Genomic DNA, 19,415 nt, shown 5'->3' with positions numbered 1-19,415 from the left:
GCATCCGCTCTGCAGCGAACCCGCCCCACCGACCGGGCGCGGGGGGAGTGGGTGACGGGACGCCGCAGATTCGGGTACCGTTGACTTCAGCCCGCTGCGCGGTTTCGCGGCGGCAAGATCTGAATAGAGGAGGCCGGCCATGGACATCGACCTCAGTGTTTTGCGGCTACTGGAGCGCGAAAAAGAGATTCCCTTTGAGGAACTCGTGCACATCATTGAACAGGCGATTCTGATTGCCTATGGCAAGCACATCCAGCAAGATGTGACGAAGCTTGAAGCTTCGAAAATTGCCGATGCCAAGCATGACATCCAGGTAGCTCCCGAAGCGCGCGTCGTTCTCGACCGCAAGACCGGGCACGTCGACATCTACGTTCCCGAGCACGATGACGAGGGCAACGTCGTCGGCGAAGCCGTCGACAACCCGACCGACTTCGGGCGTATCGCAGCCTTCGCCGCCAAGCAGGTCATCAACCAGCGTCTGCGCGACCTGGCCGACGATGCTGTGCTCGGTGAATTCAAGGGTCGCGAGGGTGACATCATCGCCGGAATCATTCAGCAGGGACCGAACCCCCGAATGATCCACGTCGATCTCGGCACGATCGAAGCGATCATGCCCCCCGAGGAGCAGGTTCCTACCGAGAGCTACGTGCACGGCGCGCGCATTCGCGTGTTCGTCACGGCCGTCGGTCGCGGACTCAAAGGCCCGCAGATCACCGTGTCGCGCACCCATCCCTCGCTCGTGCGCAAGCTGTTCGCTCTCGAGGTGCCCGAGATCGCGAGCGGAGTCGTCGAGATCGTCTCGCTCGCTCGTGAAGCCGGACACCGCACCAAGATCGCCGTGCGCGCCACGGAGCCCGGCGTCAACGCCAAGGGTGCCTGCATCGGTGAGCTCGGCCAGCGCGTACGCGCCGTGACCGTTGAGCTCAACAACGAGAAGATCGACATCGTCGACTTCTCGCCCGACCTCGCGACCTTCGTCGCGAGCGCCCTGTCGCCGGCCAAGGTCACCAGCGCCTACGTGATCGACGAGTCGATCAAGGCTGTGCGTGCCCTCGTGCCCGACTACCAGCTGTCCCTTGCGATCGGCAAGGAGGGTCAGAATGCCCGTCTCGCGGCCAAGCTGACCGGTGCGAAAATCGACATCCAGCCGGACAGCATTCTGGAGGATGCCGAATAGGGGGTACGATGGAACCCGTTAGAACGTGTATTGGCTGCCGTTCGCGCGCCCCTCGATCCTCACTTTTGCGGATCGTTGCTGGGAAATCAGAAATTGTGGTGGATGAAACCGCCACAATCCCCGGTAGAGGTGCGTGGCTGCATGCCCGCCACTCGTGCTTTCAGGATGCCGTAAGGCGACACGCTTTCGGGCGTGCCTTTCGTGTGACCAGGTCACTGGACGCGAAACAACTAGAGAACAGGCTGAATTGGCTTATGGATAACTAATGAGCGGCTCGAAATGAGACCCGTCCGTTACTAACGGCCTGCCCCTTTCCGGGTGCAGGCCCGGAACAGGAGAATTGTGGCTGCGAAACCACGCGTACACGAGATCGCTACCGAGCTCGGAGTCGACAGCAAGGTAGCCCTTGCTAAATTGAAAGAAATGGGCGAGTTCGTCAAGGGACCGTCTTCCAGTGTTGAACCGCCGGTAGCGCGTCGCCTTCGCGCCGCTCTCGAGTCGGAAAGTGCCGCTGCTAAGGCTGCAACACCCGTGCAGGCGACTGGTGCTGTCGCCGGTGCTACCACTACGGCAACGCCTGCTCGCCCGAGCCACGGCGCCAAGCCGGGTGCTCGTCCCGGCCCCAAGCCCGTTGCTGAACCGGTAGCCCCGGTCGTTGTCGAGTCTGTCCCGGCAGCGGATGCCGCGCCCCTTCCGGTCGCGCCGCTGACCGTGGCCGAGCGCCAGGCGCAGGCCGCCCAGAAAGCTGAAGCTGCCCAGAAAGTCGCCGCTGCCGACCAGGCCGCCGCGGCTGACGCCGCTGACAAGCCCGGCACCGAGACCCCCAAAGCGAAAACTCCGGAAGGATCGGCTACGCCGGTCAAGCCCGGTATGCCTCGTCCCGGAGCAGCACGTCCGGGTAACAACCCGTTCGCCAGCAACCAGGGCATGGGCCAGCGTCCGACCCAGCCGCCGCGTCCGGGTAACAACCCGTTCGCGAGTGCGCAAGGCATGGGCCAGCGTCCCGCGACACCTACCCCAAGCAACATTCCGCGCCCGCCGGCACCTCGTCCCGGCGCTCCGCGCCCCGGCGGACCCGGTCAGGCCGCTCGACCGACCGGGTTCGGCCAGCGGCCAGGCGCTTTCCAGCGTCCTGGTGGCGCCCCGGGCGGAGCCGGCGCAGCACGCCCCGGATTCACTCGTCCCGGCGCTCCTGCCGGAGCCCCCGGCTTCGGCCCGCCTCGCCCTGCCGGTGGTGGCGGTGGAGCCGGTCGCGGTCGCGGCCCCGGCGGTGGCACTGCTGGTGCCTTCGGACGCGGTGGCGGCAAGAACAAGGCGCGCAAGTCCAAGCGCACGAAGAGAGCAGAGTTCGAGCTGCGCGAGGCCCCGTCGCTGGGTGGAGTATCCGTACCCCGCGGCGACGGTGGAACCGTTGTTCGTCTCCGTCGCGGAGCGTCCATCACGGACTTCGCCGACAAGATTGACGCGAGTCCTGGAAACCTCGTTACCGTACTGTTCCACCTCGGTGAAATGGCTACGGCTACAGAGTCCCTTGACGAGGCGACGTTCGATGTGCTCGGCAGTGAGCTTGGCTACAAGATTCAGATGGTCTCTCCCGATGACGAAGACCGTGAGCTGCTGCTCGCGTTCGACATCGACATCGACCAGGAACTCGAAGACGAAACCGACGAAGACCTCGAGATTCGTCCTCCCGTCGTCACCGTCATGGGTCACGTCGACCACGGTAAGACCGCGCTCCTGGACGCGATCCGTAACGCCAAGGTCGCTGAGGGTGAAGCTGGTGGAATCACGCAGCACATCGGTGCGTACCAGATCATCACCGAGCACGAGGGTATCGACCGTGCGCTGACCTTCATTGACACACCGGGCCACGAGGCGTTCACCGCCATGCGTGCCCGTGGCGCGCAGGTCACCGACATCGCCATTCTCGTAGTCGCTGCCGATGACGGCATCATGCCCCAGACCATTGAGGCGCTCAACCACGCCCAGGCCGCCAACGTTCCGATCGTGGTCGCTGTGAACAAGATCGACAAGCCCGGCGCGAACCCGCAGAAGGTGCGTCAGCAGCTCACCGAATTCGGCCTCGTCGCGGAAGAGTACGGCGGAGACGTCATGTTCGTCGACGTGTCGGCCAAGAACAAGACCGGTATCCAGGAAATTCTTGACGCCGTGCTCCTGGTCGCCGATGCCGGACTCGACATGCGCTCCAACCCGAACAAGGATGCCCGTGGTGTCGCCATCGAGGCTCGCCTCGACAAGGGCCGCGGCGCGGTGGCAACCGTGCTCATCCAGTCCGGAACGCTCCACGTTGGAGACTCCATCGTCGCCGGAACGGCCTACGGCCGCGTTCGTGCGATGGCCGACGAAAACGGTGTCGCCGTTCTCGCCGCCACTCCGTCCCGCGCGGTCCAGGTGCAGGGTCTCTCGAGCGTCCCGCGCGCCGGTGACACCTTCCTCGTCATCGAGGAAGACCGCACCGCCCGTCAGATCGCTGAGAAGCGTGAAGCCGCCGAGCGCAACGCCCTGCTGGCCAAGGCCCGCAAGCGCATCAGCCTCGAAGACTTCACCCGTGCCCTCGAAGAGGGCAAGGTCGAGTCGCTCAACCTCATCATCAAGGGTGACGTTTCCGGTGCCGTTGAAGCCCTGGAAGAGTCGCTGCTCAAGATCGAGGTCGACGATTCGGTTCAGCTGCGCATCATCCACCGCGGTGTCGGTGCGGTCACGGAGAGCGACGTCAACCTCGCCACCGTCGACAACGCCATCATCATCGGGTTCAACGTTCGCCCCGACACGAAGGCCCGCGAGCGTGCCGCTCGCGAAGGCGTCGACGTGCGGTTCTACTCCGTCATCTACTCCGCCCTCGAGGACATCGAGAATTCCCTCAAGGGAATGCTCAAGCCCGAGTACGAAGAGATCCAGAGTGGTGTCGCCGAAATTCGCGAGGTCTTCAGCTCGTCGAAGTTCGGAAACGTCGCCGGTGTCATCGTGCGCTCCGGTACCATCACCCGAAATGCCAAGGCTCGCGTTATTCGCGAGGGCATCGTGGTGGGGGACAACCTGGGCATCGAGTCGCTGCGTCGCTTCAAGGACGATGTCACCGAGGTCCGCACGGACTTCGAGTGTGGTATCGGACTGGGCAAGTTCAACGACATCCGAATTGGCGATGAGATCGAGACCATCGAAATGAAGGAGAAGCCGCGCGTCTAGCGTTGGTTTTGGGGGTCGGACTTGGTTTTTGCGAGTTCGACCCCTTTTGGGGTCGAGTCTTCATGATTTCCTACTCAACGGAAAGAGCGAGGCCCGTACCCCGATTCCCATTTAGTGGGAAATTCCGCTCGGTCACTCAATTGGTAGGCGGATGTCCGTCATCCTGTGGCGGAGAAAAAAGTTTAGGAAGACCGGGCGCATCGGCGCCCGCTAATAAGGAGTGAATCATGGCAGATCCGGAACGCGCCAGAAAGATGGCGGACCGCATTAAGGTCATCATCGCCAAGCGGCTGGAACGTGGCCTGCGCGACCCAAGGCTCGGGTTCGTGACTATCACCGACGTGAAAGTCACCGGGGATCTCCAGCACGCCTCGGTGTTCTACACCGTGTATGGTTCGATCGAGGAGCGCACCGACAGCGCAGCCGCTCTGAAGGCCGCAACCGGCCTCATGCGCAGCGAAGTCGGCAAGAACATCACCGCGAGGCTCACGCCGTCTATTGAATTCATCGCCGATGGCATCCCCGAAAACGCGGCCTTGATCGATGACCTGTTGCGCGAAGCGCACGACCGCGATACCGCGACCGAAGACGAAAAGGGCACGGCGACGTATGCCGGCGACGCTGATCCGTACAAGAAGCCGCGCGAATACGACCTCGAAGAAGACGACGAGCCTGGCGCCGAGAGCACCGCGAAGCACTAGCGCACCCCGCCCCACCTCCTCACTCCGCCCCACCTCACTCGGGACGGGGCCCGGGCCCCGTCCCCGGGCCCAGGCTATAAACTGGGCCCGCGTTCCGGGCCCGGGCCCCGTCCGACTGAGGCGCCGCTGCACACTGCGGCCGGCTAGCGGATGCCGGGGGACCGCTCGTAGCGGGTGAAACGGTAGGGGAGCGCCGTACTGGAGCTGAGCCATCCGTTCGCGGGCTCTGTCTTGACGAGGGTCCAGGCAGCGTCGAGGGTAGGCGCGAGAGTGTCACCGGCGATCGAGGCGTTGATCTCGGTCACCTCGAGGGTGTCGGCCTGGGGCAGGGCCAGCCGAAAGATTTCGGCGCCACCAATCACCCAGACCGGCCCCACGGTATGCGCGAGGGCGTCGTCAAGACTGTGCGCAATGGATGCTCCCGCCGCGGCCCAGCCCCGCTGCCGGGTGATCACGACGTTCTGCCGCCCCGGCAGGGGACGAAAACGCTCTGGAAGCGAAGCCCAGGTGCGTCGTCCCATAATGACGGCGCCTCCCCGGGTTACGGTACGAAAATGGGCGAGGTCTTCCGGCAGGTGCCAGGGCAGGACTCCGTCAGCCCCGATGACGCCAGTGACCGTCTGCGCCCAGATCAGGCCCAGTTTCATACCGCGACCGCGCCCTTGATGGCGGGATGATGCTGGTAATTCTCGAGGACGAGGTCGTCGAATTCGTAGTCGAACAAGCTGGCGCGACCCGGCTTGATGCGCAGCCGGGGGGAGGGAAACGGCGTGCGGGAGAGCTGTTCGTTGACCTGCTCGACGTGGTTGTCGTAGATGTGGCAGTCCCCACCGGTCCAGACGAACTCGCCGAGCTCGAGGCCGGCCTGTTCGGCAACGAGTTGGGTGAGCAGGGCGTAGCTGGCGATATTGAACGGTACCCCGAGAAAAAGATCGGCGCTGCGCTGGTACAGCTGGCAGGAAAGCTTGCCGTCGGCGACGTAGAACTGGAACAGGGCGTGGCAGGGAGCGAGCGCCATTTTCGAGAGGTCGGCTACATTCCAACTCGAGACGATCATGCGCCGCGAGTCCGGGTCGGTGCGCAGGGTGTTGAGCACGTCGCTGATCTGGTCGATGGTCTCTCCGTCGGGGGCGGGCCAGGAGCGCCACTGCACCCCGTAGACCGGGCCGAGTTCGCCGTTTTCATCGGCCCATTCGTTCCAGATGCGCACGCCCTTTTCCTGCAGCCAGGTGACGTTGGAATCGCCGCGCAAAAACCAGAGAAGTTCGTAAGCGATCGACGCGAAGTGCACTCGTTTGGTGGTCACGAGCGGAAAACCGTCGGCCAGGTCGAAGCGCAACTGGCGGCCGAACACGCTGCGGGTTCCGGTTCCGGTGCGGTCGGCCTTGCGAGCGCCGTTCTGGAGGGTATCGCGAAGAAGCGTTGAATACTGGGCATCGGCAGCAAAAGAAGTGGTTACGGTCACCATTCAATCGTACGCGGCGAAGCCGGGACGGCTAGTCCGGCAGGGTGTAGCCATCGTGCACCGGTATGGCCAGACCGTCGGCCACGAGACTGGCCAGTGCGCGCTGCAGTTGCGACGGATCCGGCCACAGTGTGTTGATCTCGGCATCCGTCACCGACCGGTGAGTGGAGCGCAGCTCGGCCATGATCAAGCCACGCACCTGCCGGTCGCTGCCCGCGAACTTCTTTTGCACCGTTTTGCGGGCACCGGTGTACTCGGGGTAGTCGGCGGCTCGCCAGGCACATTCATTCCGAATTGGGCATACCTCGCAGTGGGGGCTGCGGCTGGTGCAGACCACCGCGCCGAGTTCCATGATCGCGGCGTTGAACAGCGCCGCTTCCTGCACGCTCTGTGGTAGCAACTCGCTCATCGCATCAAGGTCGCGGCCACGATTGGGCGGCGAAGGCTCGCCCGCTCCGACGATCGCACGGGCGATCACCCGTCGTGTGTTCGTGTCGACCACCGGATGCCGATGGCCATACGCAAACGCGGCCACCGCTCGCGCGGTGTAGTCACCGATGCCGGTCAGGGCCAGTAGTTCGTCGATGTCGGAGGGTACGACACCCCCGTGCAGTTCGGTGATCTGCACCGCTGCGGCATGCAACCAGAGCGCGCGCCTCGGGTAGCCGAGGCTGGACCAGGCCCGCACCGCCTCGCTCGGCGGCACCGCGGCCAGCGCAGCCGGCGTGGGCCAGCGCGCCAGCCACTCCTCGAGCCGCGGAATGACTCGGTTCACCGGAGTCTGCTGCAGCATGAACTCACTCACCAGAATGCCCCAGGCCCCGAAGCCGTCCCGCCGCCATGGCAGGTCGCGGGCGTTCGCGACGAACCACGCATTGAGCGCGGCGCTGACGCCGTCCGTGGCGGGAATCAAAGGTGTGACGTTCATCCGTTCTAACCTAGGCTCGATTCATGAAGCTGGTTTCCACACCGCGCATCGAATTTCTGCGCACCCTCGCCGCCGAGATCCTGCACAACTACGGCCGCGGCCGCACCATCATTGCCATCGACGGGCCGGATGCCGGTGGTCGTACCGCCTTCGGTGATGACCTGGCCGCGGTGTTCCGGGAAGATGAACTGCACGTATTCCGGGCCAGCCTGCGCTACTTCCAGCACTCCCGTGCCGAACAGCTGCGTTTAGCGCCCGACACACCGGACCATCGCTACCGAGTCGGCTACGACTACTCAGCGCTTCGCCGGGTGCTCGTCGAGCCCTTTCGCATGGGCGGCAGCACCGGCTTCGTCACCGAAGAGTTCGACCCCGATCGGGATACCTGGATTCAACCGACCTGGCAGACCGCTCCCGCCGACGCCATCCTGATCATCGACGGTGACTACATCAACCGGCCCGAACTACACGGACTTTGGCTGTACAGCGTGCTGCTGGAAGGCGCAGCGGTAAACGCTTCTGATCTGCGGTACCACGCCGAAGTGCATCCGCGGGACGTCGTGTCGGCTGTGGTCGACACGACCGACCCGGCTGTTCCGCGCCGCGTGCTGACGGATCGCTGCTGACCGGTTGCGGCTGAGTGCTTACCAGTGCCGGGCCCGAACCTCGGTCGGGGTCAGGAACCGACCGCTGCGCTCGACCTCGTGCACGAGTTTGGTCAGCAGCGCGTTCACCGGCGCGGCCACGCCCGCTTCAGCTGCGGCTTGCACCACCGCTCCGTTCAGAAAATCGATCTCGGTGCGTTGGCCGCGCGCGAGGCTCTGCAAGGTCGAACCCTGGTTTGCCACCTTGCCCATACGTGCGCGCATCGACAGCGGCAGCACCTGGCCGGCCCAGAGCGGCGCAACCGCAAAGGCACGCAGCCGCCGGTGCGACAGTCCCTGCAACGTGTGAAACCGAACCCCGCTGGCGAGGCCTACCCGCACGGTTTCGCGCATGCTCCGGGTCATCAACCGGCGAAGGTCCGCCTGCCCGATCACCTCCTGCACGCTGAGCCCGGTGATGGCAGGCAGGGCGTTGAGCATATTGACGACGAGCTTGGTCCACTGGGCGCCGACGAAGTTATCGAGGGCGAGGGTGGGTACAGCGGCGTCAAGAACCAGCTGCCAGCGCCGGGTCGCCGCATCGACCGGGCCGTCGCCTCGCCCAAGATAGCTCGGCGCCGCCGTCGTCACTCGAACCCGGCCCGGCCCTTCATAGTGGGCGGCAATGATCGTGATCAGTCCGAAACATTCTGACCGCGGCAGCAGCCTTTCGGCGGTGGTGACCCCGTCCAGTCCGTTCTGTACGACGAGCACGGGGGTTCCGTCCAGCGCTGCGGCATTCTCAGCAATCGCCGCCGCAGCATCCTGTGCCTTGGTGCAGATCAGCGCGAGGTCACACGGTTCGACCAAGCGTTCAACGGCCAGCGGCCGGGCGAACCGATCACCGTAGCCGCCCGTCACATGGATACCGTCGGCCAGCACCGCTGGCAGCGAGGCCCCGCGCATGGTCACGACCAGATCGTGCCCCTGCTCAGCGAGCAGGCAGGCGAACGTACTGCCCAGGGCACCAGCACCGATCACCGCGATTCTCACGGCTCATATACTACGGGCCGGGGCTGGCAGCCGATTCGCACCATGCCCCCAGTCCCACGCTGATAACCTCAGCTAGTGACCAGCGGCCTTTTACTCATTGATAAGGCGCAGGGCTGGACCAGCCATGACGCTGTCGCCAGGACCCGGCGTCTCGCCGGCACACGCAAGGTAGGCCACGCCGGTACTCTCGACCCCATGGCCACCGGGCTGCTGGTACTCGGCGTCGACAGTTCGACCCGGCTGCTCACGTATGTCGTCGGCCTCGACAAGGAATACCTCGCGACCATCCGCCTCGGCCAGTCCACCACAACGGATGATGCAGAGGGCGACGAACTCACCCGAGCGACTGACGAGCAGGTCTCCGCTATCAGTGCCGCGGCCGTCGCGGCCGGAATCGCGGACCTCACCGGTGAGATCAGCCAGCAGCCGAGCGCGGTCAGCGCCATCAAGGTCGACGGCAAACGCGCCTACGCCCGAGTGCGCGCGGGCGAAGACGTGCAATTACCGTCTCGACCGGTTACCGTGAGCGAGTTCGAACTGCGTTCCAGCACGCACGGAGACGGTTTTCTCGACCTCGAGGTTCGCGTCGTGTGCGCTTCTGGCACCTACATTCGCGCCCTGGCACGTGACCTGGGCAGCGCGCTCGGCGTCGGCGGACACCTCACCGCGCTCCGCCGCACCCGCATCGGCCCGTTTCGAATCGAAAACGCCGCCACCCTCGAGCGGATCGATGTCGTCGCGCAGCTCATTTCGCCAGCGGATGCCGCCACCCGTCTGCTCCCACGCCTCGACCTGTCGACAGAAGAGGCCATCGACCTCGGCCACGGCAAGCGCATCACCATCGAGAGAGACCCCACCCGCACCGGACCGGTCGCCGCGATCGCTCCCGACGGCCGACTGGTCGGACTGATCGAATATCGTGGTGATCAGGCCAAGGTGCTGCTCAACTTCGCGCCGGATAAACCCGACGCATCAGACGCCAGCGAATCGACACCGACCCCATGATCGAATGGTTCACCTGGCTGCAACTGGCCATCGCCGTGCCCGGCGGGCTGCTCTGTGTCGTCCTCGGCCTCGCCGGGCGCAAACCCACCGACCTCACCATGGGCGCGACCGCACTCGTCGAGTTGTTGTTGATCGTGCAGCTCGCGGCCGCAATCGCGGCGCCGCTGGCTGGCAACGACGCCACCGGCAGCCTGCTCGAGTTCTACACCTACCTGGTCAGCGCCATGCTGCTGCCGGTCGTGGCCGGATTCTGGGCGCTGGTGGAACGTAGCCGCTGGAGCACGGTCATTCTCGGGGTGACATGCCTGTCGGTCGCCGTCATGATCTACCGCATGAACCAGATCTGGAACGTGCAGGGCAGCTGACGCGGTTTCGGGTTCGCTGCGGATGCTGCAATAATTGTCGAACCAGATGAATGCCGAGCAATGACACAATCCGACGCTGAAATGCCCTCCCCATCCCACCGAGTGAGCGGCATTGGGCGACTCCTCATTGCTGTCTACGGGGTGCTGGCCCTCGCCGCCACGGGGCGTTCATTTGTTCAGATTGCCTCCGAGTTTGAAAACGCCCCGCTCGCGTACTCGCTGTCGGCCCTCGCCGCTGTCGTCTACGTCGCCGCAACGGTTGCACTGATCAAGCGCAGCCGCCGCTGGTATCGCATTGCCTGGATCACCATCAGCTTCGAACTGCTCGGCGTGCTCGTCGTGGGAACGTTGAGCCTGGTCGACCCCGCGCTGTTCCAGCATAAAACGGTCTGGTCGGTCTTCGGTCAGGGCTATGGTTTCGTTCCCCTCGTGCTGCCACTTCTGGGCATGTGGTGGCTCAGACGCCACCCGGTGTCGGTGGCCGCCGGCCCGGCAGTCACCGAGAGTCGCGCATGAAAACCCTGTACGGTATCGACTCGGTACCAAACGACTGGCCCGCCTCGGCCGTCAGCATCGGAAAGTTCGACGGCGTGCACACCGGGCACCGGGCCGTGATCGCCGAGCTCAAGGCCATCGCCGACCGGAAACAACTTGCGACCGTCGTTGTCACGTTTGACCGGCATCCGCTCGCCCTGCTCTCTCCAGCCACCTGCCCGAGCACGCTGGTCAGCGCCCAGCAGAAACTCGACTTGATCGCCGAGACCGAGGTCGATGCGACGTTGTTGCTCGAGTTCAACCACGCTCTCTCCAGCCTTCCCCCGCGCGAATTCATCGAACGCATTCTGGTCACCGCGCTGCACGCCCGGTTTGTGCTGGTCGGTCGTGACTTTCGCTTCGGTACCGGCGGTGCGGGCGATATTGCCCTGCTCCGTGACCTCGGCACCGAGTTCGGCTACGAGGTGGCTCTGATCGACGATGTGAAGCCCGACGGGCAACGCCGAGTGTCATCTACCTGGATCCGCGAGCTGCTCGGCAGCGGCGCGGTGACCGAGGCCGGCCGGTTGCTCGGCCACCTGCCCACCGTGCGCGGAGTCGTCGTGCACGGTGCCGCGCGCGGCCGCGAGCTGGGCTTTCCCACTGCCAACCTGTCGGCCGACTCCGACGGCCTGATCCCTGCCGATGGCGTCTATGCCGGCTGGCTGACGGATGCCGGATCGCGCTACCCGGCAGCCATTTCGGTAGGCAATAATCCCACCTTCGATGGAGTGGCCCAGAAGCAGGTCGAAGCCTACGTGCTGGACGAGGTCGATCTAGACCTGTATGACCACGTCGTGGAGGTATCGTTCGTGGAACGGATTCGCGGCATGGTCGCTTACTCGGGCATCGATCCGCTGATCGCGCAGATCCGCGATGACGTTGTGCGGGTGCGGTTAATTCTGGGCCGCGAAAGCCTCGGTTAGTCACCACCGTGGGCGGCACCGGTTTCGGAGGGCAATCCATCGAGGCCAGTTTGCCCGGGTACGCTGGGCAGACCAATATTTTCCTGGGGGTTCCATGCAGCAACAAGCACGAGCGATAGAAACGCGGGCGGCGATCATTCGCGGCGCCGCGGAAGCCTTCGAGCAGCGCGGGTATGGGAGCACGTCGCTCGCGCAGGTGAGCGCTGCCGCGGGCGTGACCAAGGGAGCACTGTACTTTCACTTCGATTCCAAGGAAGCCCTCGCGGTCGCCATAATCACGGCTCAGCACGAGAAATCGGTCGATGCCGGTCGTCAGCTGCTTGAGAACAACATGCCCGGCCTGCGTGCGCTCGTTTCCATGTCCTACGAGCTGGCTCGCCAACTGCGCGATGACCAGGTCGTCAGCGCCGGTGTACGCCTGACCATCGAGGCCGTGAACTTCTCGACGCCGGTGTCTGCGCCTTACCGGGACTGGATGGTCGCCTGCGAGGAATTTTTGCGTCGGGGGATCGCCGACGGAGATGTAGCGCCAACGATCGATGTATCGGCCGCGGCACGGTTTTGCACCGCCGGTTTCACGGGGGTGCAGGTTGTCTCGGACGTGCTGACTCGGCGTGGGGACATCGACCAGCGACTGACCGAGATGTGGGCGTTGCTATTGCCCGGACTCGTTGCCCCCGGGCGCTGGGATGACCTGAAGAATCTGGCTGCCGACGTGCAGCGGCAGCGCGCCGCGGATCGGCCGTAGACTAACCGAGTGAATACCGCCGTGTCCCGCCGACTGTGGCCCGGACGCAGCCTCGCTCTCCTGGGCATCATCCTGGTCGCGGCAAACCTGCGCACCGCCGTCGCCGCCCTCTCGCCGATCGTGGCCGAAATCAACGTCGACATTTCCCTCGGCGCGGTGTCGCTCGGGGTACTCGGCATGCTCCCACCGGTGTGCTTCGCCCTGTTCGGCATCTTCACCCCCATAATCACCCGTCGCCACGGCCTCGAAGTACCACTCGTACTCGCCCTCGTGGCGATTCTGCTCGGTCATGTCACCCGCGGCCTGTCCGGCTCGATCACCATGCTCATCATCGGCAGCGTCATCGCTTTCGCCGGGCTCGGCATCGGAAACGTGCTGCTGCCTCCGCTGGTCAAGAAGTACTTTCCCGACCAGGTTGGGCTCGTGACGAGCCTCTATGTCACCGTGGTCTCCCTGAGCACCCTGGTACCGCCACTGATTGCAGTTCCGGTAGCGGATGCCGCCGGCTGGCGCATCTCGCTCGGCATGTGGATGCTCCTCGCCCTACTCGCCCTGGTGCCTTGGATCACCATGCTGGTGCGGCATCGTGGGCGAACGCCGGACGCGAACATCGAGGAGGCCGACGCCACCATTCTCGGGCGCCTCTGGAAGTCGTCGATTGCCTGGGCCCTCGCGGGCGCGTTCGCGGTCTCGTCGCTCAATGCCTACTCGATGTTCGCCTGGCTGCCGCAGCTACTCGTCGACACCGCCGGCGTGAGTCCTGCCCAGGCCGGAACGCTCCTGGCGCTCTATGCCAGCATGGGCATTCCGTGCGCACTGATCATTCCAGTCCTCACCGCCCGCATGACCAACGTCGGGCCGCTCGTCTACGTCGGTGTGTTCGCGTTCGTCGCCGGTGACCTCGGGCTGTTGTTCGCACCGGAAACCCTGACCTGGCTCTGGGTCAGTCTCGCCGGGCTCGGGCCATTGTTCTTTCCCCTCGCACTCGTGCTGATCAACCTGCGCACCCGCACTCACGCCGGCGCAGTGGCCCTCAGCAGCTTCGTACAGAGCATCGGCTACACCCTGGGAGCGCTCGGGCCGCTGGTCTTTGGTCTGCTGCATGAACTCAGCGGCGGGTGGACCTGGCCGCTCATTTTCTTGTTGACGACCGCGCTGGCCATCGTCATCGCCGGCAGGGTGATCGGGCGTCCGCGCATGCTGGAGGACGACTTGACGCTCACTCGCTGATCGCCATCACGGCACGAGATGGGCACGGTGGATGAGTGCTGCGGCGCCGATCAGCGGGCCGTCGCCGGACAGCGCTGACGGTACCACTCGCACCCGGGTCGCGTAGGCGAACTGCACCCGCCGCGCGATCGTTTCCCGTGCGAAATCGAGCAGGTCGGGGGTGACGTTGGCGAAGCCGCCACCGATAGTGACCACGTCGAGATCGAGCAGCGTCGCGGCGGACGCAATGGCGTGACCGAGTGCCCGGCCGCTGCGCGTTACGGCGGCGATCGCAATCGGATCGGCGGTCGAGTAGGCCGCCGCGAGATCTTCTCCCGACTCGCCCTTGAATCCCTGCGTCCGTGCCCAGGCGACGGTCTTCGGCCCTGAGGCGATCGCCTCGATGCAGCCGATTCCACCGCAGGCGCAGGGATCGTCAAAGCCGCCGACCTCGATGTGGCCGATGTGGCCGGCATTCCCGGTTGGTCCCGACACGGTGACGCCACCGAGAATCAGGCCGCCGCCGATGCCGGTCGAAACGATCATGCCCATCAGGTTGTCGACGCCCTTTCCCGCTCCCACCCAGTGTTCGGCGAGTGTGATGCAGAGCCCGTCCATACGCAGGCGCACCGGCAGATCGGGAACGAGCGCGGCGACTCGATCTTTCAGGGGATACTCGCGCCAGACCGGCAGGTTCAACGGTGACACCGCCCCCTGCTGAAGGTGAATCGGCCCGGCACAGCCGATGCCAACTCCGACCAGGGCCGCACCGGTGGGCAGGCTCAAGCGGGTCTGAGTGACCGCATTCGTGACAGCGACGGCGAGTTGTTCGCTCGAAGCGCTCGACCCGGTCGCCGCGCGGTGCCGGCTGGGTGTGAACACCAGGCCGTGGTCGTCGATGAGGGCGGACTCAACCTTGGTACCCCCGACATCGACGGCGAGAACGAACCGGGACGCTGCACTGGTGCTCATGTGTTGATCGTACTGGTCGCGATCCCGGCCCGGTATTTGCTCATGTGAGCAACAATCCCCACGACTGTTGATTCGCGCGGCGGGTCGACGTAGGCTGGAGTCAAACGATTGGACCGCGACAGCGACATGAGCGATACCGACGAACTCCTCTCTATTCGTGCCGCCGAGCTTTACTACGAAGAGAACCAGACCCAGGACGAGATCGGTGTGATTCTGCGCCTGACCCGCTGGAAGGTCGGCCGGTTGCTGGCAAGCGCCAGGGCAAACGGGTTCATCCGCATCGAGATCGTGCACCCGCGCGCCCGCCGCCTGCCGATCGAACGGCGCCTCCGTGAATCGACCGGCCTCACCGATGCGATCGTCGTTTCCTCCGCGGGGGTGTCGAGCGAAGCCGAACTGCAGTCGCGTACCGCGCAGGCCGCCGCAGACTTTCTCACGAGCCTGCGCCCGATCCCGCGCACCCTCGGTATCAGCTGGGGTCGTACCCTGCACGACGTGTCCTTGCACCTGAAGCAGGGCTGGGCGCCGGGCGTGAACGTGGTTCAGATCAACGGTGGCGTCAGCCTGAACCAACGCACCGGCACCGCAGCATCCACTGCCGTGACCATCGCTCACAAGGCCGATGGCTCGGCCACCCTGCTGCCAAGCCCCGCCGTCTTCGAACGCCTCGAAACCAAGCAGGCGATGGAAGCGGACCGCGCCGTCGCCGGGGTACTCGCCCTGGGCCGCAACGCGCAGGCCTACCTCTTCAGTGCCGGGCAAGCAGATGCGAATTCCGCTCTCGTCGACAGCGGTTTCCTGACCGTGGAACAGATCGATGACCTCGTCTCGCGCGGTGCCGTCGGCGACGTCGTCGGCCGCTATATCGATGCGAACGGCCGCATCGTCGACCCTGAACTCAATGAACGAACGGTCGGTATTCAGATCGACCAGTTGCGCCGTGCCCCGCTCACCATCGCGGTCATTTCGGGAAACGATAAGCATGCCATCGCCCGCGCCGTCGTGCGCAACGGGTTGTGCACCGTGCTGGTGACCGACGAAGACACCGCGAACGCTTTGCTCCAGGAAAAGGACACCCTATGACCAACAGCCCTCTGGCCACCTACCAGCCTGACCAGCGTGCCCTCGCGTTGATCGGTGGGGAGGCCACCGATGCCAACCTGCGCCGGTACCTGCACGGAATCCCGGGAATCGACGCCGTCGGCCTCGAAGCCCGCGCCGCCGACCTCGGCACCCGTTCGATCAAGACCAGTTCCAAACGCTGGGCGATCGACACCATCATCGGCCTGATCGACCTCACCACCCTCGAGGGCGCCGACACCCCCGGCAAGGTGCGCTCGCTCGTGGCCAAGGCCCTCGTGCCCGACCCGGGCGACCCGGGTACACCCCGCGTCGCAGCGGTCTGCGTCTACGGTGACATGGTCGGTTCAGCCGTCTCGGCGCTCGGCTCAGCCCATGCGGCCGGCGGAACCGACGGTGTCAACGTTGCCGCCGTCGCCACCGCGTTTCCGAGCGGCCGCGCCTCCCTCGCGATCAAGCTCGCCGATGTGCGCGAGGCGGTCGCGGCCGGCGCTGACGAGATCGACATGGTCATTGACCGTGGAGCGTTTCTGGCCGGCCGGTTCGGCCAGGTCTACGACGAGATCGTCGCCGTGAAAGAGGCCTGCCGCCGCGCCGACGGGTCGATGGCTCACCTCAAGGTGATTCTCGAAACCGGCGAACTGAACACCTACGACAACGTGCGTCGAGCCTCTTGGCTGGCCATTCTGGCCGGCGGAGACTTCATCAAGACCTCCACCGGCAAGGTCGCCCCAGCCGCGACGCTGCCCGTGACGCTGTCGATGCTCGAGGTTGTGCGGGACTGGCACCGCCTCACCGGTGTGCGCATCGGCGTGAAGCCCGCCGGTGGTATCCGCACCTCCAAGGACGCTATCAAATACCTCGTGACGGTCGCCGAGACGGTGGGGGAGGAGTGGCTCAGTCCGCGCCTGTTCCGGTTCGGCGCCTCCAGCCTGCTGAACGACGTGCTGCTGCAGCGCCAGAAGATGACGACCGGGCACTATTCCGGCCCCGACTACGTGACGATCGATTAGGGAACGACCATGAAATTTCTCGACTACGCCCCCGCCCCCGAATCCCAGGCCCTGCTGAACCTCAAAAGCGACTACGGCCTGTTCATCAACGGCGCGTTCACCGCCGGTCGCGGAACCCCGTTTCACACAATCAACCCGGCCACCGAACAGCAGATCGCGATGATCGCCACCGCCAACGAAACGGATGTCGACGCTGCCGTTTCGGCCGCCCGTCACGCCTACGACGGTGTCTGGTCCCGCCTGTCCGGCAGCGACCGGGGCAAGTACCTGTTTCGCATCGCCCGACTGGTGCAGGAACGCGCCCGCGAACTGGCCGTCGCGGAAACACTCGACAACGGCAAGCCGATCAAGGAAACCCGCGACGTCGACATCCCCCTCGTCGCTGCCTGGTTCTTCTACTACGCCGGCTGGGCGGACAAGCTCGACCACGCCGGAGTGGGACCGAACCCGGCGTCCCTCGGCGTCGCCGCTCAGGTCATCCCGTGGAATTTCCCGCTCATGATGCTGGCCTGGAAGATCGCCCCGGCGCTTGCCGCTGGCAACACCGTCGTGCTCAAGCCCGCCGAAACGACCTCCCTCACCGCGCTCCTGTTCGCCGAGATCCTGCAGCAGGCCGACCTGCCGGCCGGTGTCGTGAACATCATCACCGGCGACGGAAGCACGGGAGCGACTCTCGTCAACCACCCCGGCGTCAACAAGGTCGCGTTCACCGGTTCGACCTCGGTCGGTCGGGCCATTGCCCGTTCGATCGCTGGAACCGACAAAAAGCTCAGCCTCGAACTTGGCGGCAAAGGCGCCAACATTGTTTTCGATGACGCCCCGATCGACCAGGCCGTTGAGGGAATCGTGCGCGGCATCTTCTTCAACCAGGGCCATGTCTGCTGCGCCGGCAGTCGCCTGCTCGTGCAGGAAAGCATCCACGACGACGTCATCGACCGGCTCAAGCGCCGCATGCAGACGCTGCGGTTGGGTGACCCGCTCGATAAGAACACCGATATCGGCGCCATCAACAGCGCCGAACAGCTCGCGCGCATTCGGGAACTGTCCGATCTGGGCGAGCAGGAGGGCGCCGAACGTTGGAGCGCCGACTGCGAAATTCCGGCGAACGGTTTCTGGTTCGCGCCAACCATCTTCACCAACGTGTCTACCAGCCACCGCATCGCCCGTGACGAGATCTTCGGACCGGTGCTCTCCGTGCTCACCTTCCGTACCCCGGCCGAGGCCGTCGCAAAGGCCAATAACACCCCCTACGGTCTTTCCGCCGGAATCTGGAGTGACAAGGGCAGCCGCATCCTCGCCGTCGCCGACAAGCTGCGTGCCGGCGTGGTGTGGGCGAACACCTTCAACCAGTTCGACCCGTCGAGCCCCTTCGGCGGCTACAAGGAAAGCGGCTATGGCCGCGAAGGTGGCCGCCACGGCCTCGCCGCCTACCTGAAACCCGCCGTGCGCAGCGGCTCGCGGTCGATCATCGCCGCCGACCACCGAACACCGTCCGTTACCAAGAAGTCCGCATCCGCCGGCAAGAAGTCCGTATCCGCAGAGAAGGCCGCCAAGTGAACCGCCTCGCCATTCCTAAAACGTACAAGCTCTACATCGGCGGCAAGTTTCCGCGCAGCGAATCCGGCCGCGTCTACGAGGTGCTCTCGCACACAGGCGACTTTCTCGCCAATGCAGCCAAGGGCAGCCGCAAGGATGCCCGTGACGCGGTCGTCGCCGCCCGGAGTGCGCTCGGTGGGTGGGCCGGCGCCACGGCCTACAACCGCGGCCAGGTGCTGTATCGCATCGCCGAACTGCTTGAGGGCCGCCGGAACCAATTCATCGACGAGATCGAGAGCAGCGAGGGCGTCAACGCCGCCGTCGCGAGCGCTCAGGTCGACGAGGCTATCGATCGCTGGGTCTGGTACGCCGGCTGGGCCGACAAATACGTGCAGGTCGCCGGCAACGCCAACCCGGTTTCCGGCCCGTTCTTCAACCTTTCCGTACCCGAGCCGACGGGTGTCGTCGCGATCATCGCGCCACAGGGCACCGAATCGCTGCTCGGCCTGGTCAGCGCGATCGCGCCAGCCCTCGTCGCCGGCAACACCGTCGTCGTCGTCGCCAACGAGCACGCTCCGCTGTCGGCGATCAGCCTGGGCGAAGTGCTCGCTACGAGCGACGTGCCCGGCGGTGTCGTCAACATCGTGACCGGTTCGCCGGCCGAGATCGCGCCGTGGCTGGCCACCCATGCCGACGTCAACGCCCTCGACCTCGTCGGTGCTGGCAACTTGGACTGGGTGGAGCTGCAGATCAGCGCCGCCGACACGCTCAAGCGGGTGCTCCCGCCCGAGGCAGGAGCGGATGCCGCCACGCCGGCGCTGAATCGTATCCTCGCCTTCACCGAACTGAAAACGGTCTGGCACACCAAAGCTATTCTCTAAAGCGAAAGCGTGGGAGGACACTCAGCCGAGG

The 19,415-nt window shown here is 65.1% G+C and carries 20 protein-coding genes; 15 read left to right on the top strand and 5 right to left on the bottom strand.

Going from position 1 to position 19,415, the window contains the following annotated elements; all coding sequences use genetic code 11:
• The first annotated feature begins 139 nt into the window (after positions 1 to 139).
• From nusA to rbfA, 4 genes are all read left to right on the top strand, one after another.
• Positions 140 to 1,177, top strand: coding sequence for a transcription termination factor NusA (gene nusA / locus CXY74_RS08690; protein WP_104200072.1), 1,038 nt, complete (start codon positions 140 to 142; stop codon positions 1,175 to 1,177).
• Between the two features lie 8 nt (positions 1,178 to 1,185).
• Positions 1,186 to 1,443 carry a YlxR family protein gene (locus CXY74_RS08685; protein WP_104127324.1) on the top strand — a complete coding sequence of 86 codons (258 nt, stop codon included), beginning with the start codon at positions 1,186 to 1,188 and terminating at the stop codon, positions 1,441 to 1,443.
• A gap of 76 nt (positions 1,444 to 1,519) precedes the next feature.
• A complete protein-coding gene (gene infB / locus CXY74_RS08680) occupies positions 1,520 to 4,384 on the top strand; it encodes a translation initiation factor IF-2 (protein ID WP_104200071.1) in 2,865 nt (954 codons plus the stop codon).
• A 227-nt stretch (positions 4,385 to 4,611) separates the two neighbouring features.
• Positions 4,612 to 5,085 carry a 30S ribosome-binding factor RbfA gene (gene rbfA / locus CXY74_RS08675; protein WP_104200070.1) on the top strand — a complete coding sequence of 158 codons (474 nt, stop codon included), beginning with the start codon at positions 4,612 to 4,614 and terminating at the stop codon, positions 5,083 to 5,085.
• A gap of 143 nt (positions 5,086 to 5,228) precedes the next feature.
• Here rbfA and CXY74_RS08670 read toward each other — a convergent pair whose 3' ends face one another.
• The 3 genes from CXY74_RS08670 to CXY74_RS08660 are packed head-to-tail and all read right to left on the bottom strand — an operon-like array spanning position 5,229 to position 7,478.
• Complete coding sequence (locus tag CXY74_RS08670) at positions 5,229 to 5,732, bottom strand: dihydrofolate reductase (protein WP_104200069.1); 504 nt, start codon at positions 5,730 to 5,732, stop codon at positions 5,229 to 5,231.
• On the bottom strand, positions 5,729 to 6,550 hold the full coding sequence (locus CXY74_RS08665) for a thymidylate synthase (RefSeq protein WP_233193293.1): 822 nt from the start codon (positions 6,548 to 6,550) through the stop codon (positions 5,729 to 5,731). The genes CXY74_RS08670 and CXY74_RS08665 overlap by 4 nt, the downstream gene beginning before the upstream one ends.
• A 31-nt stretch (positions 6,551 to 6,581) precedes the next feature.
• Positions 6,582 to 7,478: an A/G-specific adenine glycosylase gene (locus tag CXY74_RS08660; RefSeq protein ID WP_104200067.1), complete on the bottom strand. Its 897-nt coding sequence runs from the start codon at positions 7,476 to 7,478 to the stop codon at positions 6,582 to 6,584.
• A 23-nt stretch (positions 7,479 to 7,501) separates the two neighbouring features.
• On the opposite strand from CXY74_RS08660, the gene CXY74_RS08655 reads away from it, so the two are divergent.
• A complete protein-coding gene (locus tag CXY74_RS08655) occupies positions 7,502 to 8,104 on the top strand; it encodes a hypothetical protein (RefSeq protein WP_104200066.1) in 603 nt (200 codons plus the stop codon).
• 18 nt (positions 8,105 to 8,122) lie between these two features.
• Here CXY74_RS08655 and CXY74_RS08650 read toward each other — a convergent pair whose 3' ends face one another.
• Positions 8,123 to 9,115 (bottom strand): ketopantoate reductase family protein, encoded by a 993-nt coding sequence (locus CXY74_RS08650; RefSeq protein WP_104200065.1) that lies wholly within the window; start codon positions 9,113 to 9,115, stop codon positions 8,123 to 8,125.
• Between the two features lie 75 nt (positions 9,116 to 9,190).
• On the opposite strand from CXY74_RS08650, the gene truB reads away from it, so the two are divergent.
• From truB to CXY74_RS08620, 6 genes are all read left to right on the top strand, one after another.
• Positions 9,191 to 10,120, top strand: coding sequence for a tRNA pseudouridine(55) synthase TruB (gene truB, locus CXY74_RS08645; protein ID WP_104200064.1), 930 nt, complete (start codon positions 9,191 to 9,193; stop codon positions 10,118 to 10,120).
• A complete protein-coding gene (locus CXY74_RS08640; protein ID WP_104200063.1) occupies positions 10,117 to 10,485 on the top strand; it encodes a hypothetical protein in 369 nt (122 codons plus the stop codon). The genes truB and CXY74_RS08640 overlap by 4 nt, the downstream gene beginning before the upstream one ends.
• 60 nt (positions 10,486 to 10,545) lie before the next feature.
• Positions 10,546 to 11,001: a hypothetical protein gene (locus tag CXY74_RS08635; RefSeq protein ID WP_104200062.1), complete on the top strand. Its 456-nt coding sequence runs from the start codon at positions 10,546 to 10,548 to the stop codon at positions 10,999 to 11,001.
• On the top strand, positions 10,998 to 11,945 hold the full coding sequence (locus CXY74_RS08630; protein ID WP_104200061.1) for a bifunctional riboflavin kinase/FAD synthetase: 948 nt from the start codon (positions 10,998 to 11,000) through the stop codon (positions 11,943 to 11,945). Before CXY74_RS08635 ends, CXY74_RS08630 begins: the two co-directional genes overlap by 4 nt.
• A gap of 94 nt (positions 11,946 to 12,039) precedes the next feature.
• Positions 12,040 to 12,693, top strand: a complete 654-nt coding sequence (locus CXY74_RS08625) for a ScbR family autoregulator-binding transcription factor (protein ID WP_104200060.1) — start codon at positions 12,040 to 12,042, stop codon at positions 12,691 to 12,693.
• 9 nt (positions 12,694 to 12,702) lie between these two features.
• Positions 12,703 to 13,923 (top strand): MFS transporter, encoded by a 1,221-nt coding sequence (locus CXY74_RS08620; protein WP_104200059.1) that lies wholly within the window; start codon positions 12,703 to 12,705, stop codon positions 13,921 to 13,923.
• Between the two features lie 6 nt (positions 13,924 to 13,929).
• On the opposite strand, the gene CXY74_RS08615 is transcribed toward CXY74_RS08620, so the two are convergent.
• Positions 13,930 to 14,874 carry an ROK family protein gene (locus tag CXY74_RS08615; protein ID WP_104200058.1) on the bottom strand — a complete coding sequence of 315 codons (945 nt, stop codon included), beginning with the start codon at positions 14,872 to 14,874 and terminating at the stop codon, positions 13,930 to 13,932.
• Between the two features lie 126 nt (positions 14,875 to 15,000).
• Here CXY74_RS08615 and CXY74_RS08610 point away from each other — a divergent pair, with 126 nt between their 5' ends.
• From CXY74_RS08610 to CXY74_RS08595, 4 genes are read left to right on the top strand one after another with little or no spacing between them, the layout of a single operon-like run.
• Positions 15,001 to 15,957 carry a sugar-binding transcriptional regulator gene (locus CXY74_RS08610; RefSeq protein WP_104200142.1) on the top strand — a complete coding sequence of 319 codons (957 nt, stop codon included), beginning with the start codon at positions 15,001 to 15,003 and terminating at the stop codon, positions 15,955 to 15,957.
• Entirely contained in the window at positions 15,954 to 16,967 is a 1,014-nt protein-coding gene (gene deoC / locus CXY74_RS08605; RefSeq protein ID WP_104200057.1) for a deoxyribose-phosphate aldolase, read from the top strand. The genes CXY74_RS08610 and deoC overlap by 4 nt, the downstream gene beginning before the upstream one ends.
• A 9-nt stretch (positions 16,968 to 16,976) precedes the next feature.
• Complete coding sequence (locus CXY74_RS08600) at positions 16,977 to 18,524, top strand: aldehyde dehydrogenase family protein (RefSeq protein WP_104200056.1); 1,548 nt, start codon at positions 16,977 to 16,979, stop codon at positions 18,522 to 18,524.
• On the top strand, positions 18,521 to 19,384 hold the full coding sequence (locus CXY74_RS08595; protein WP_104200055.1) for an aldehyde dehydrogenase: 864 nt from the start codon (positions 18,521 to 18,523) through the stop codon (positions 19,382 to 19,384). The genes CXY74_RS08600 and CXY74_RS08595 overlap by 4 nt, the downstream gene beginning before the upstream one ends.
• Positions 19,385 to 19,415: the final 31 nt, after the last annotated feature.

This window comes from Cryobacterium sp. Y29 (genome assembly GCF_002929825.1).
In the GTDB taxonomy this organism is placed as follows: Bacteria; Actinomycetota; Actinomycetes; order Actinomycetales; family Microbacteriaceae; genus Cryobacterium.
This window is presented reverse-complemented; position numbering and strand designations above follow the sequence as displayed.

Excerpts from the sequence above, each read along its gene's own strand:
- rbfA (WP_104200070.1), top strand. The coding sequence starts at position 4,612 with ATGGCAGATCCGGAACGCGCCAGAAAGATGGCGGACCGCATTAAGGTC.
- CXY74_RS08600 (WP_104200056.1), top strand. The coding sequence starts at position 16,977 with ATGAAATTTCTCGACTACGCCCCCGCCCCCGAATCCCAGGCCCTGCTG.
- CXY74_RS08635 (WP_104200062.1), top strand. The coding sequence starts at position 10,546 with ATGACACAATCCGACGCTGAAATGCCCTCCCCATCCCACCGAGTGAGC.
- nusA (WP_104200072.1), top strand. The coding sequence starts at position 140 with ATGGACATCGACCTCAGTGTTTTGCGGCTACTGGAGCGCGAAAAAGAG.
- CXY74_RS08630 (WP_104200061.1), top strand. The coding sequence starts at position 10,998 with ATGAAAACCCTGTACGGTATCGACTCGGTACCAAACGACTGGCCCGCC.
- CXY74_RS08615 (WP_104200058.1), bottom strand. The coding sequence starts at position 14,874 with ATGAGCACCAGTGCAGCGTCCCGGTTCGTTCTCGCCGTCGATGTCGGG.
- CXY74_RS08660 (WP_104200067.1), bottom strand. The coding sequence starts at position 7,478 with ATGAACGTCACACCTTTGATTCCCGCCACGGACGGCGTCAGCGCCGCG.
- deoC (WP_104200057.1), top strand. The coding sequence starts at position 15,954 with ATGACCAACAGCCCTCTGGCCACCTACCAGCCTGACCAGCGTGCCCTC.
- CXY74_RS08625 (WP_104200060.1), top strand. The coding sequence starts at position 12,040 with ATGCAGCAACAAGCACGAGCGATAGAAACGCGGGCGGCGATCATTCGC.
- CXY74_RS08685 (WP_104127324.1), top strand. The coding sequence starts at position 1,186 with ATGGAACCCGTTAGAACGTGTATTGGCTGCCGTTCGCGCGCCCCTCGA.
- CXY74_RS08670 (WP_104200069.1), bottom strand. The coding sequence starts at position 5,732 with ATGAAACTGGGCCTGATCTGGGCGCAGACGGTCACTGGCGTCATCGGG.
- CXY74_RS08655 (WP_104200066.1), top strand. The coding sequence starts at position 7,502 with ATGAAGCTGGTTTCCACACCGCGCATCGAATTTCTGCGCACCCTCGCC.
- CXY74_RS08610 (WP_104200142.1), top strand. The coding sequence starts at position 15,001 with ATGAGCGATACCGACGAACTCCTCTCTATTCGTGCCGCCGAGCTTTAC.
- CXY74_RS08640 (WP_104200063.1), top strand. The coding sequence starts at position 10,117 with ATGATCGAATGGTTCACCTGGCTGCAACTGGCCATCGCCGTGCCCGGC.